Source organism: Pedobacter cryoconitis (assembly GCF_014200595.1).
GTDB lineage: Bacteria > Bacteroidota > Bacteroidia > Sphingobacteriales > Sphingobacteriaceae > Pedobacter > Pedobacter cryoconitis_C.
Genome location: NZ_JACHCG010000006.1, coordinates 223,365 through 235,870, shown reverse-complemented (window position 1 = coordinate 235,870; position 12,506 = coordinate 223,365). Strand labels below are relative to the sequence as shown.

The 12,506-nt window shown below is 39.6% G+C and carries 12 protein-coding genes; 1 reads left to right on the top strand and 11 read right to left on the bottom strand.

Annotated elements, in window-relative coordinates:
- Positions 1 to 5: 5 nt before the first annotated feature.
- From HDE70_RS25470 to hemA, 11 genes are all read right to left on the bottom strand, one after another.
- Positions 6 to 998 carry an ABC transporter ATP-binding protein gene (locus HDE70_RS25470; protein ID WP_183892216.1) on the bottom strand — a complete coding sequence of 331 codons (993 nt, stop codon included), beginning with the start codon at positions 996 to 998 and terminating at the stop codon, positions 6 to 8.
- Positions 999 to 1,118: 120 nt separating this feature from the next.
- Positions 1,119 to 1,943: an outer membrane beta-barrel protein gene (locus HDE70_RS25465; protein ID WP_183892215.1), complete on the bottom strand. Its 825-nt coding sequence runs from the start codon at positions 1,941 to 1,943 to the stop codon at positions 1,119 to 1,121.
- Positions 1,944 to 2,401: 458 nt separating this feature from the next.
- A complete protein-coding gene (locus HDE70_RS25460) occupies positions 2,402 to 2,950 on the bottom strand; it encodes a CopD family protein (RefSeq protein WP_183868694.1) in 549 nt (182 codons plus the stop codon).
- Complete coding sequence (gene hemE / locus HDE70_RS25455; RefSeq protein ID WP_183868692.1) at positions 2,950 to 3,972, bottom strand: uroporphyrinogen decarboxylase; 1,023 nt, start codon at positions 3,970 to 3,972, stop codon at positions 2,950 to 2,952. The genes HDE70_RS25460 and hemE overlap by 1 nt, the downstream gene beginning before the upstream one ends.
- A gap of 6 nt (positions 3,973 to 3,978) precedes the next feature.
- Positions 3,979 to 4,503, bottom strand: a complete 525-nt coding sequence (locus HDE70_RS25450) for a tetratricopeptide repeat protein (protein ID WP_183868690.1) — start codon at positions 4,501 to 4,503, stop codon at positions 3,979 to 3,981.
- A complete protein-coding gene (locus tag HDE70_RS25445) occupies positions 4,503 to 5,210 on the bottom strand; it encodes a response regulator transcription factor (protein ID WP_041887337.1) in 708 nt (235 codons plus the stop codon). The genes HDE70_RS25450 and HDE70_RS25445 overlap by 1 nt, the downstream gene beginning before the upstream one ends.
- 5 nt (positions 5,211 to 5,215) lie before the next feature.
- A complete protein-coding gene (locus HDE70_RS25440) occupies positions 5,216 to 6,082 on the bottom strand; it encodes a sensor histidine kinase (RefSeq protein WP_183868688.1) in 867 nt (288 codons plus the stop codon).
- Positions 6,083 to 6,143: 61 nt separating this feature from the next.
- On the bottom strand, positions 6,144 to 7,514 hold the full coding sequence (hemL, locus tag HDE70_RS25435) for a glutamate-1-semialdehyde 2,1-aminomutase (RefSeq protein WP_183868686.1): 1,371 nt from the start codon (positions 7,512 to 7,514) through the stop codon (positions 6,144 to 6,146).
- A 1-nt stretch (position 7,515) separates the two neighbouring features.
- Positions 7,516 to 8,484, bottom strand: a complete 969-nt coding sequence (gene hemB, locus HDE70_RS25430; protein WP_183868684.1) for a porphobilinogen synthase — start codon at positions 8,482 to 8,484, stop codon at positions 7,516 to 7,518.
- An 18-nt stretch (positions 8,485 to 8,502) separates the two neighbouring features.
- Positions 8,503 to 10,083: a hydroxymethylbilane synthase gene (gene hemC / locus HDE70_RS25425; protein WP_183868682.1), complete on the bottom strand. Its 1,581-nt coding sequence runs from the start codon at positions 10,081 to 10,083 to the stop codon at positions 8,503 to 8,505.
- Positions 10,084 to 10,254: 171 nt separating this feature from the next.
- Positions 10,255 to 11,481 carry a glutamyl-tRNA reductase gene (gene hemA / locus HDE70_RS25420; RefSeq protein ID WP_183868680.1) on the bottom strand — a complete coding sequence of 409 codons (1,227 nt, stop codon included), beginning with the start codon at positions 11,479 to 11,481 and terminating at the stop codon, positions 10,255 to 10,257.
- A gap of 173 nt (positions 11,482 to 11,654) precedes the next feature.
- Here hemA and HDE70_RS25415 point away from each other — a divergent pair, with 173 nt between their 5' ends.
- Positions 11,655 to 12,485, top strand: a complete 831-nt coding sequence (locus tag HDE70_RS25415) for an alpha/beta hydrolase family protein (protein WP_183892214.1) — start codon at positions 11,655 to 11,657, stop codon at positions 12,483 to 12,485.
- The last annotated feature ends 21 nt before the right edge of the window (positions 12,486 to 12,506 follow it).

Sequence of the window (12,506 nt, the reverse complement as noted above, 5' to 3'; positions counted from 1 at the left end):
ATAACTTAAAACTCTAAAAAACGACCAATGTTCGCCTGAACGTGGTCGTTTTTTTTATGCTCTCCCCTGTTCAGCTGAATAGCCCTGATGATCACACCATTTCTTTCCAGCAACAGTTCCTCATAAAAGCCTTTATAATAAACATCCTTTACCTCGTACCTTTTACTATTCCATCCACCTTTTAATTCTACCCATTCAGGATAAAACACTACTGACTGCTGCTTAGCCTGAAGCCCTAACTTAACCGCGTCCTCCGGCTTCAGCACAACCGCATTCCCTAACAACTGTGCAGTATAAATATGTTCAGGATGATTGTAAACATGAGCAGGCCTTCCCTTTTGGATCAGCATTCCATCCTTCATCAAAATTAACTCATCCGCCAAAAATAACCCATCGGCGGGATCGTGAGATACAATAATCACAGTCACTCCTGTTTCAGCAGCAATACGCTTAATATCCGCACGCAACTGATTCTTTAACAACGCGTCCACCTGACTAAAAGGCTCATCCAATAACAAAACACTCGTATCCGTAACCAAAGCCCTGGCAATCGCCACACGCTGCTGCTCACCCCCACTCAATTCAGTTATCTTTTTATTCCTCAGATGATCAATATGCAGATGCTCCATCATCCTCACTGTTTTTTCTTCCTTTCCCTTTACATCCGTATTAGAAAGCACAGAAGCAATATTATCATACACCTTCGCATAAATATTCAGCGAAAAATCCTGCGTCACAATCTTCATTTCCTTATGCCCCGGAATAAGCTGTTCATGCGGCCCCAGCACACGCTTACCATTCAGCAAAACCTCTCCCTCATCAACCTTCAGCAAACCAAAAATAGATTTCAATAAAGTAGACTTCCCACTTCCACTCTCTCCAATTACTGCGATGATGTCTCCCCGTTTAATGTCGAAAGTGATATTTCTGATTCCTGAAGCCTGTTCAGTTTGATATTGCTTAGTTAGTTGTCTAACGCTGATGATAATTTCGTCCACACAGTAAAGATACGCTTCAGAGAGAAATTACCTAATATAAGCGCCGAATTGAACCCCATATGACATAAAAAAGCCTCAGGATAATAACATCCTGAGGCTCTTTACGCTAACAAATACCGGCTAATGAATGCCGAAAGTAATCCCGAAAGCTAAATTCTTAAGTCCCTTCTGTGCCTCAGTATCAAACATATCATTGAAATAATACTTAGTAAACAAGCCAATCCCTGCATATCCAACTCTCAATGTACCCCCTAAACGCACCTTTTGAAAATCATAATCATTCCTGAACTTCTGCTTACCACGTTCCTCACTAATCTGCTTAACCTTTCCATTCAGCAAAAAGCTCACCTCAGGCCCAACAACAAAATAAAATCTTTTTCCCCTTTGATTCTCATTCGTTCTGAACTCAAAATTCAATGGAATATGCACATAACTACTAGAGAACCTATTCTTACTAAAATCAATCGGTTCCTCCACATAAGTAAGATCTGGTGTATTTTTCTGAATCGTGATATTCTTCTCCAACCTTATTAAAGTCCAATCAAACCCTGCCGCTGTATAAATCCTGAAATTAGGATTAAAGCGATACCCAAAGTATGCCAAATCAAAAGATACCGTGCTCGTTTTGATTCCCCTATAATCCAGAAAATCATTTTTAGGGGAAAGCTTAAAACTTCCATTGTCAATCAATCTTGAAAAACCAATATCCAACCTCGTAAAAGTAAGTCCATAACCAAAACGACCCTTAGGAGCAGAAACATTCTTCACACTATCCTCATTACGTCCAAAAGATACATTCCAATTGTATTTCCGGCTCTTTACCGAATTTTTAGCAGTCTGCACCACTGTTGTATCCACATGATCACCCGATTGTGCAGCAGCCGTTAAACAAGCCGCTCCCACCAATCCCGTCAGCATTAAAGTCTTTAGTAAATTATTCTTCATATTATCAGTTCAATATCTTATTCAATAGCCCGTCTCTATATTACTAACCAGTTTCTATCCATTATTGTTCTTTACAAAGATCATTCTCCTATGATCCCCACATCAAACTATATCATTATCGTTTCCAGCGGCTAAATTTAAGCATTCCTTAATTTAATACAATCATAGAAAAATAATCAAATCATATCTAATATGATCAACAAACCTATCATAAGTTTCACACCAGCAGAAATAAATATTTAACCAATGCATCTTCTACATCCGGTTTCGCCACCTAGTTTCTCCATCCAACCAACAAACCAAACAAGCAATTCTTGCAGTAAACATCCTGCATGTAAAAAACACCTTCAGAGAAATAAAAAAAACACCATGCAGTATTTCGAGCCTTATTCATCCCTTCAGATGAATTCCAGCCGAAATACTGCATGGTGTTTTATTATTTCCCTCTTACAGTAACTTTACTCTCCCCGTTTCTGACGATAATTCTTGTACAACTTAACAGCCGTCATAATTCCACCAGAAAACACGATCAATCCGATCAACCCATAAACCCAGTCAACCGCACTCTTCAACACTACTGTAAACACAATTGCTACCAATAAAACCGTAGCCACTTCATTCCATAACCTCAGCTTAAAAGAACTTAGTTTAAAAACCCCACTCTTCATCTGTTTCATTAACCGCTGGCAAATAAAATGGTAAACCAGCAATAACAAAACAAAACCAAGCTTTACATGTAACCACGGCGTATGTAACAAACCCGGTCTGATGCAAATCATTCCGATCCCTGCAAGCACGGCAAAAGTCATTGCCGGGTTCGTAATAATGTGCCACAACTTGTGCTCTATCTTAATAAACTCCTTCTGAAGAATCTCTTTCTCAACCTCAGGACGATCATTCGCTTCCGTATGATAAATAAACAAACGAACACTATAAAATAACCCTGCCATCCAGCTCACCACAAAGATGATATGGACAGAAAGTACATATGGATAATACTGATCCATTAATAGCGGAATTCTTTAATGAAATCAATCGCATACTTCACATTATCAAAAGGGATATCAGGCATGATACCATGACCCAAATTGAATATAAACCCTTTCTCACCGCGCATACGCTCAAACAACTGTAAAATATGTTTCTTAATCACCGGCTTCTCAGCATATAAAATATGCGGATCAAGATTTCCCTGAACAGCAATACCAGCAGGCAAAGCCTGTTTAATATTTAATAAATCAGCATTCCAATCCACAGAAATCACATCTGGTTTTGCAGTAGCCATAATCGGCGCAAACACAGAACTGCCCTTACAGAAAGAAATTACAGGAATATCTTTTCTATTTAAATTAGCGATGATCTCCTGAATATAACGGTGAGAAAACTCCTGATAATCATTCCATGACAAAGCCATAGCCCAGCTATCAAAAATCTGTACCGCATTCACACCAGCAGCAATCTGTAAATTCAGATAATCAGCAGTTACTTTCGCAATTTTCGCTAACAACTTATGCGCAACCTCAGGGTGATTATGCATCAACAACTTCGTCAACTTGAAATCCTTTGAAGAAGCGCCCTCTACCAGGTAACTCATTACCGTAAACGGAGCACCAGCAAAACCGATCAAAGGAATACTTCCATTCAAACGCTGCTGAATCACTTTAATCGCATCAGCCACATACTCCAGCTGATCTAAACAATCAACATTCAGATTTTCTACATCTTTCAACGTACGTACAGGATTCGCAAAACGCGGCCCTATACCCTGCGTAAAGCTAAGGTCACCGCCCATTGCCTCACCAGTAACCAATATATCACAAAACAAAATAGCCGCATCAATACCCAATAAATCTACCGGTAACATCGTTACATCAGCAGCAATTTCAGGCGTTTTGCACATTTCTAAGAATGAATACTTGTTTTTAATCTCCCAATATTCCGGCATGAAACGACCAGCCTGACGCATCATCCATACCGGTGGACGTTCAGTTTGTTTGGACCATGCTGCATCTAAAAATAAAGTGTTCATCTAATCTTAATTTGTTGGTAAGCTATTTGCTTCTTTTTCTATTTTATTAATTATCTCTTTCGTTCTCTCCGTATTCGCAAGATCCTTTGCTTTATCAGCATAGGCCAATGCTCTTACCTTATCCTTTTTGCGCAAAGCAAGATTAGCCAGATGTATCAATACAAAAGACTTATCACTTCTTGTGCCCAGAGGAAACCTGCTCGCCACCTGAAAATGGTATTCAGCAGCCTGGTAGTCCTCCTTCTTCAACGCGATATTCGCAATCATAAATTCGTAGTAACCACGTCTGTTTTTGGCCAGACGATCCGGATTTGGCACTTCTGCCAATAATTTCTCAGCCTTATCGTAATCACCATTCTTAAAATACTTCGACGCAATTAAGATGGAGCTGCTTTTAAAATGGCTCCAGACTACAAATCCGGCCATTAATCCTGAGATTACTGCCAGCTGGAACTGGTCATAAAAAAGGCACACCCCAGCGGCAATAACAAAAATTGCCATCAGAGCATACCTGCCTTTTGCGTTATACATTAGTTATGGATATCCGTAAATTTATAGCCTACACCACGAATTGAGTGGAAATAAACCGGGTTTTTCTGATCTGGTTCAAAATACTTACGGAAAGTAAGGATGAAGTTATCAATCGTACGCGTCGAAGGATAAACATCATAATTCCAAACAGTCTCTAAAATCTGCTCTCTTGAAACTGCTTCATTTTTACGCTCAATCAATAACTTAAGCAGCATTGTCTCCTTTTTAGTTAAAGGCACAATCACGCCATCATCCTGTTTCAGCTCGAATGAATTGAAATAGATAGTTTTTTCGCCGATTTTATAAGAATTCAATTCCTTTAAATCGTCAGACTTCATGCTGCGTTTAACCAGGATACCAACTCTTAAGATCAGCTCCTCTAAATTGAAAGGCTTTACTAAATAATCATCAGCACCTTTCTTAAGGCCCATTACACGGTCTTCACTCGTGTTTTTAGCCGTTAAAAATAAAATAGGAACCTCTGTGTTTTCCAAACGTATAGTTTCACAAACCTGGAAACCATCCATTTCAGGAAGCATCACATCCAGGATGATCAGGTTAAAACGTTCCTCTTTGAAAATCTTCAAAGCCGTTTTACCATCCTTCACTGCATGGACTTTGTAACCTTCTAATTCAAGGTTTAATTTTATAGCATCTAATAAATGGTCTTCATCTTCGACCAATAAAATTCTTAATTTCTGTTGCATAATGATCAACTAAATGTGATTTCAAAAATCGTACCCTGCGGCACATTGTCTCTGACGCTGATATCAGCGTCATGTTTTTGCAAAACTTCTTTGACTATAAACAATCCCAGTCCAGTTCCTTTCGCTTTCCTTGTGTTCTCTTCACCAACGCGGTAAAACTTATCAAATATGAGCATTTTTTCCGCATCCGGAATACCAGGCCCTCTATCAGAAACACTCAGGAAAGGATGTCCATCACGCATTCCCAGTTCAACACCCACTTCAGCACATGGGCCAGAATATTTCACCGCATTCTCTACCAGGTTGGTTACTACAGAAGAAAGGGTAAACGGATCTCCCAGTACAATCACATTCGGCTGGATCACAGGACTAATCACCTGTTCACATCCGCAAGAATGAATTTGTAACCTGTCAGTTATTTTGGTAACCAGTTCTGAAAAATCAAACTCTTCCTTAGGGAAGGAATACGAGCGGTTTTCAATTTTTGTAGCCAATAGCATATTTTCCACCAGATCATCCAGGCGCTCAATATCCTTTAATGAATTGTTCAGTAAAGAAGTTTGACGCGCTTTATCCAGATCGCGTTTCACAATCGTCTGAAGTGATAACTTAATAGCTGCCAGAGGCGATTTCAATTCATGCGTAACAGAAAGCAGGAAATTCTGCTGCTGCTCTCTTAACAAGTCTTCCTTTTTGATCGACTGGTGCAGGAAATATGCCCCTACACACAAAAGAAACAAAAACACAGACCCCTCTCCCATGACCATGGCCATTCTGGAAGGCTGGAGCTTCACCACAAGCGTTCCCCAGGAGATCAGCTGTACCAAAGAGTACAGCAACATGAAATAAAATATGATTATTGATTTCTTCAAAATGTCTAAATCTCTTAGAACTGTTCAAAATCAAACAGTTCTTAAATATACGCTAATTTACTTATTTCCTAAAAACAATGTCCAGCGCTTCAAGAATCGCTCTTTTAGCCTTTTCCAGCTCTATTTTTGTATGCGCAGCAGAAACAAATCCTACTTCATAACCCGAAGGGCCTAAATAAATACCTCTGTTTAACAGCTCACGGTGCATGATTTTGAATTTCTCCATACTTGCCGGATCAATATCCTCCGCACACTGTATCTTATCCTTGTCCGTAAAAGCGAACCAGAAAATAGAACCTACATGAAATACTTTGAATTTATAACTTCTTGCCGTCGCAAAACGCTGAATACCTTCCGCAAACTCTGTAGCCTTTGCATTCAGTTCTTTATAGAAACCTGATTTCAACAACTCAGTCAGCTGGGCAATACCCGCCGACATGGCTACAGGATTTCCTGATAAAGTACCCGCCTGGTAAACACCACCATCAGGAGAAATATGTCCCATGATTTCGGCAGAGGCCCCGTACATTCCCACAGGTAAACCACCACCTAATATCTTACCATAAGTAACAATATCCGGCTTCGCATTATAATAACCCGCAGCACCTTCAAAACCTAAACGGAAACCTGTGATCACCTCATCAAAAATCAGCAAAGTACCATTGTCCTTACAGATTTTCTGTAAGAATTCAATATAAGCAGGATCCTGGATCAATAAACCGTTATTTGCAGGAATACCTTCAATAATTACCGCAGCAAGCTGATCTTTAAACTGTGCAAAAGCCTGTGTCAAAGCTTCCGTGTCATTTAAAGGAATTACAATTGTTTCTTCTGCAAAAGATTTAGGAACACCCAAAGATGAAGTTTCACCAAAAGTAACCAGGCCTGAACCTGCTTTTACCAATAATGAATCACTGTGCCCATGATAACAACCTTCAAATTTCAGGATTTTATCTCTGCTGGTATAACCACGTGCCAGACGGATCGCAGACATCACTGCTTCCGTACCAGAACTCGTAAAACGAATTTTCTCTACGTGTTTGTTATTTTTGATAATCAGTTCAGCCAGCTCATTTTCCAAAGCAGTAGGTGCACCGAAACTCATCCCATTTTGCATGGTTTCAATTACTTTCTCTCTTACTTTAGGAGGATTATGACCTAGAATTAAAGGGCCCCAGCTACCGCAAAAATCAATAAACTGATTCCCGTCAGCATCCCAGACGAAACATCCATCACCCTTTTGAATGAATAACGGCGTGCCATAAACAGATTTAAAAGCTCTTACCGGTGAATTTACGCCACCAGGGAAATAGGTTTTTGCCTTTTCATACAGCTCTTTGGATTTCTCTCTTGAAATATCTGGTTTACTTCCAGTATTTACAGGCATATCTCCTTCGTTGCCGGAAAACATCTTTTTTAACGATTCTAACATATTACATCCAGTTCTTTTCTACAATATCTCTTATATGGTAAGTGGTAATTATGCTTGCTCCCGCACGTGCGAAGGCATACATAGTTTCCATTACAATCTTTTGTTCATCAATCCAGCCCTTTTGTGCAGCCGCTTTCACCATTGCATACTCTCCCGATACATTGTAACAGGCAATAGGCAAATCTGTATTTTGTTTCAGGTTATGGATTACGTCCATATAAGCCAATGCTGGTTTTACCATTAATACATCCGCACCTTCACTCTGATCAAGCAAAGCCTCACGCAAAGCCTCCTCAGGGTTCCTGAAATCCATCTGGTAAGCCTTCCGGTCACCTTTACTTGGTGCACAATCCGCAGCCTCTCTGAACGGCCCGTAATAAGCAGAAGCAAATTTAGTCGCATGCGACATAATCGCTGCGTTCACATAACCATTCTGATCCAGCAAATTCCGCATCGCACCAATACGTCCATCCATCATATCTGATGGCGCTAACATATCTGCCCCGGCCTGTGCATGTGTCAAAGCCATTTTAGCAATCACCTCTACGGTTTCATCATTCTGCACGTAGTCATCTTTCAAAATACCGCAATGACCATGTGTTGTATAAGAACAAACGCAAACATCAGTAACTACATATAAATCATCACCAAAGTTTTTCTTTAATTCACGAACAGCAGCAGGTACCAGCGAATGATCATGATAAGCAGAGCGTGCATCCTCAGATTTTTCATCCCCCACACCAAAAAGCATGATCTTATTTACCCCCAGTTCAAGCCCTTTTTCAACATCTCTGATTAACATATCAGTTGAAAAATGGTTTACTCCAGGCATCGAATCAATACCATGTTTCACTCCGTTTCCAGGAACGATAAAATATGGATAAACAAACATGTCTTTCGACAACTTTGTTTCGGCCATCATCTCTCTTACAATTGGGTTCTTTCTTAATCTACGCGGACGGTGCAACATAATCAACCTCTCTTTTTTTTATTTAATATCAATTCCGAATACTGCTTCTGCAAGGCCGATTTCGTCAGGTGAATAAGGAAGGACATACTCCACGCCCATTTCCTCAAATTTCTTTCCTGTTGAATTTCCTATGGCAATTACCTTTTGTCCCGGATCCAGTAAATTGTCGGCGAAATAAGCTTCCACATTGGATGGGCTGGTAAAAATCAATACATCAGCATAAGTATGATCTATATTTTCTTCAATCACTGTCTCATAAATAGGCAGGTCAATGACTTTTGTGTCTTCAGCTAAAGATTTCTGGATGCTTAACAGTGAATCCTGTGCCCGTGGAAATAAAACAGTCTGATTTCTCACCAATACTGCAAAATCTTCCGCTACCTCAGTAATATCACCACTTTCACCTACATAGTCAGCTTTATGACCATGTTTACGAAGCGCATCTTCTGATCCTCTGCCAACTACACCAAACTTTACATGTTTAGGCAATACAGGCTTCAGTTTAAAGAAGTATTCCACCCCATTACGGCTGCTGAAAAAGATCCAGTTAATATGTTTCAGGTAAAAAGGATCCAGTACATTCACAATAGGGAAAGTACGGATCAACGATCTGCCTTCTATTTCTATATGGTTAGTTTCCAGTGCTCTTCTGAAGTAATTATGTTCCCCGATTTCTCTGGAAATAAATACCCTTGCAGGCAGCTTTCTGTCTTTATCATATTTAGCCACGATTTTTTCTGCCAGCCCTTCCAGGCTATCTACCCTGAAGAACAGGCGGTTTGGAAAATCATCAGCAGTTAATGCTTTGGAAGTCCACACCTCGTATTTGCCGTTTTCTTTTTTACAGTAACAACCTAAAGGCATATGGCAACCACCTTCAAAAAGGTTCAGCACTTTACGTTCCACACCAATCTCTTCCGCAGTATCTGCATCATGTATTCCTTGCAGCACATCATATAACTCATGGTCATTTTCTCTGATCTGAATCGCTAATACCCCTTGTGCAGGTGCAGGAATCAGTTCAGTAGTGTCTATCACTTCCATATGGAATTCAGACAAATCAAGATTCAAACGGTTTACACCTGCTTTTGCCAGTAAAATAGCATCATAGTTTTCATCTCTTAATTTTTGAATACGGGTATTTACATTACCACGCAGGTCTTCAATATTAAGATCTGTTCTTAAAGCAAGCAGTTGCGCTTTACGTCTGTTTGATGAAGTACCAACCTGTGCACCTGTTTTCAAAGAAAGTTTTTGCGTAACATCTACACAATCTTTCAGAATAAGTAATAATTCTGAAGCATCTTCTCTTTCAGAGACTGCCGCAATAGTTAATCCGGCCGGGTGGGTAGTTGGTAAATCTTTGTGAGAGTGTACAGCAATATCAATGCTGCCGCTTAAGAGTTCTTCTTCAAGCTCTTTGGTAAAAAAACCTTTTCCTTCAAGTTTGTCCAGCCTCAGGTTTAGTATTTTATCACCCTGGGTTTTAATGATCTTCAGTTCAGCTTCGACACCAATTTCCGCAAGTTTGTCTTTCGTATAATTAGCCTGCCACAATGCAAGATCACTGCCTCTTGTTCCGATAATAAGTTTTTTCATCAGTATATAATTGTTCTTTTATAAGGCTGCCGTCAACCGTTAACAACTAACGTTGAGTTAAGCTTTTGTAGATATCACGTATTTAGATTCGCGCAAATTTAACCTAAAAGAGCTATAGTCTTAAATAATAAACAAATAATGTATTTGTGCTGACTAATGTACCCCGGAAGGCTAGCTGTTGTTGACCAGAATTTCTTTTGCCATGATCATCGGTACGCTAATATATTTCTTTTCCATGTAATCCATCACCCGTTCAAGAACCAGTCTTGAATTTTCATCCAGTGTATTGATTTCCTCTGCAAAAACAATGTCCAGTGCTTTACTTTTAATTGCTTTAATTTTCTGAGGAACTTCACTCATTGCGATTTCTATTTTGCGCTGGCGAAGTACTAAATCAAATTCTTTGATATTCTGATCGATAATTTGCTCTGCATTAACCAGTTCATCATAACGTTCCTGAATATTTTTGCGGGCGATCTCTTTTAAAGATTCAACCTCAATATAATGTACAGGGAAGTTTTGGATAACCGCTGGTGCAGTATCATTAGGAATTGCAAGATCTACAATAACTTTTTTGCCCGTTTCGCCATTTAATAGCTTACGGTAAATTTTTTCTGTGATGATTGGTTCAGTAGCACCGGTACAGGTAATGATGACATCAAATCCCTGATCGAAATTTTCCAGTGCGGTCAATGGATAAGCGATACCGTTTAAATCTTTCGCAAGGGACTGTGCATTTTCTACCGTTCTGTTGAAGATAGAAAAATTGGAGTACTTGTGTTTTTTAAGGTATTGCGCTAAGTTTTTATTAGTCTCACCAGCTCCTATAATGAGAATTCTTGAGCTGGCAGTTATAGTCAGGTCCCTTAATTTGCGGTAAGCTAAAGACACTACCGAAACCGGGTTTTTAGAGATATTCGTATGGGTATAAACTTCCTTTGCCGTTTTAACTACCCGGTTCATAATCATCCGCATATAATCGGCTGTAAAGCCAGAAACACGACATGCTTCATAAGCCCGGCGTACCTGGGCAAGGATTTCTTTTTCACCAACCACCAGACTTTCCAATGAGCAGGAAGTACGCAATAAGTGATTGAAAGCTTCCACCTGTTCATAAACAGAAACGCTTTCCAGGAATTTCTCCATATACGCTTCCGGTAATCCCATGTCAAGCACAGTCAAAAAACGAAGGATAAATTCACGGTCTAATTCGTGAGCTGTGGTGAAAACAAACTCAACGCGGTTACACGTACCGATATAAAAAATTTCTTTTACATCCAGTTCATCTTGAATATTCTTCAGTCTGTCATCCAGTGTCTGCTCACAGATAACTAATTTCCCTAAAGACTTTAAGTCAATTTGTTTATGAGTGAAAGCAAGTATCTTTAAATATTCCAATTTGGGTTTGTGTTGTGTTTATATAGTGGAAACAAAAGTAACAAGACCGCCCTTAGTGTCTGTCATTATGCTGTAATTAAGATCAATTTAGAAAGATTTTAAATTAAACATTCTCAGAAAAAACAAGAGATCATTATGTTTGTTAATAAGCTAACCAGCTATAAAAGAAAGTTATGATTAAAAAAGAGCACTTTATTCTGTCCGGATCCAAAGATAAAACTATTACAGGAGACCTTACCTATGACGATAATCAGACAAACCAGCCCTGCATTTTATTCGTACATGGCTTCAAAGGATTTAAAGATTGGGGCGCCCATAACCTTGTAGCCTCCTATTTTGCCTCCAAAGGTTACCGTTATTTCAAATTTAACCTGAGTCACAGCGGAGTAACGGATCAAAAACCTGATGATGTTACTGACTTAGAAGCCTTTGCTGCAAACACGGTCAGCATGGAGCTTAAAGATGTAGATACAGCCCTTAATTATATTGCCCATACCTATCCATTAGCCCCTGTTTACGTGATTGGCCATAGCCGTGGCGGTGCTTTAGTTATTTTAAAAGGCGCGGCCGATGAACGCATTCAGAAAATCATTACCTGGTCTGCCATTTCAGATTTTAGTTCCTTATGGAAAAAAGAACAGGAAGAGCAGTGGTTAGCTACAGGCAGGATCTTCGTGGAAAATGCCAGAACGAAAGAAAAAATGCCATTAAACAGTACGCTGCTGGAAGATTTTAATGCACATCAAAGTGAATTCAATCTGCTGCATGCTGCCGCGAAGATTAAAATTCCCTGGTTAATTTTGCATGGTGATGATGACGTAAATGTAAAATTCAGTGTGGCACAAGAACTGGCGCAGGCACAGCCGAAGGCTCAATTGCAGAAAATCAAAGGTGCTAACCATGTTTTTGGTGCTTCACATCCTTACAAAGCAACCGAACTACCCGCTCAATTGCTGGAAGTATGCGAAAAAACTCTCGCCTTTATCAAAAATGCCAGCCTATAAATTAATACAGGCTGGCATCTC

Excerpts from the sequence above, each read along its gene's own strand:
- HDE70_RS25465 (WP_183892215.1), bottom strand. The coding sequence starts at position 1,943 with ATGAAGAATAATTTACTAAAGACTTTAATGCTGACGGGATTGGTGGGA.
- HDE70_RS25460 (WP_183868694.1), bottom strand. The coding sequence starts at position 2,950 with ATGGATCAGTATTATCCATATGTACTTTCTGTCCATATCATCTTTGTG.
- hemE (WP_183868692.1), bottom strand. The coding sequence starts at position 3,972 with ATGAACACTTTATTTTTAGATGCAGCATGGTCCAAACAAACTGAACGT.
- HDE70_RS25450 (WP_183868690.1), bottom strand. The coding sequence starts at position 4,503 with ATGTATAACGCAAAAGGCAGGTATGCTCTGATGGCAATTTTTGTTATT.
- HDE70_RS25445 (WP_041887337.1), bottom strand. The coding sequence starts at position 5,210 with ATGCAACAGAAATTAAGAATTTTATTGGTCGAAGATGAAGACCATTTA.
- hemL (WP_183868686.1), bottom strand. The coding sequence starts at position 7,514 with ATGTTAGAATCGTTAAAAAAGATGTTTTCCGGCAACGAAGGAGATATG.
- hemB (WP_183868684.1), bottom strand. The coding sequence starts at position 8,484 with ATGTTGCACCGTCCGCGTAGATTAAGAAAGAACCCAATTGTAAGAGAG.
- hemC (WP_183868682.1), bottom strand. The coding sequence starts at position 10,083 with ATGAAAAAACTTATTATCGGAACAAGAGGCAGTGATCTTGCATTGTGG.
- HDE70_RS25415 (WP_183892214.1), top strand. The coding sequence starts at position 11,655 with ATGATTAAAAAAGAGCACTTTATTCTGTCCGGATCCAAAGATAAAACT.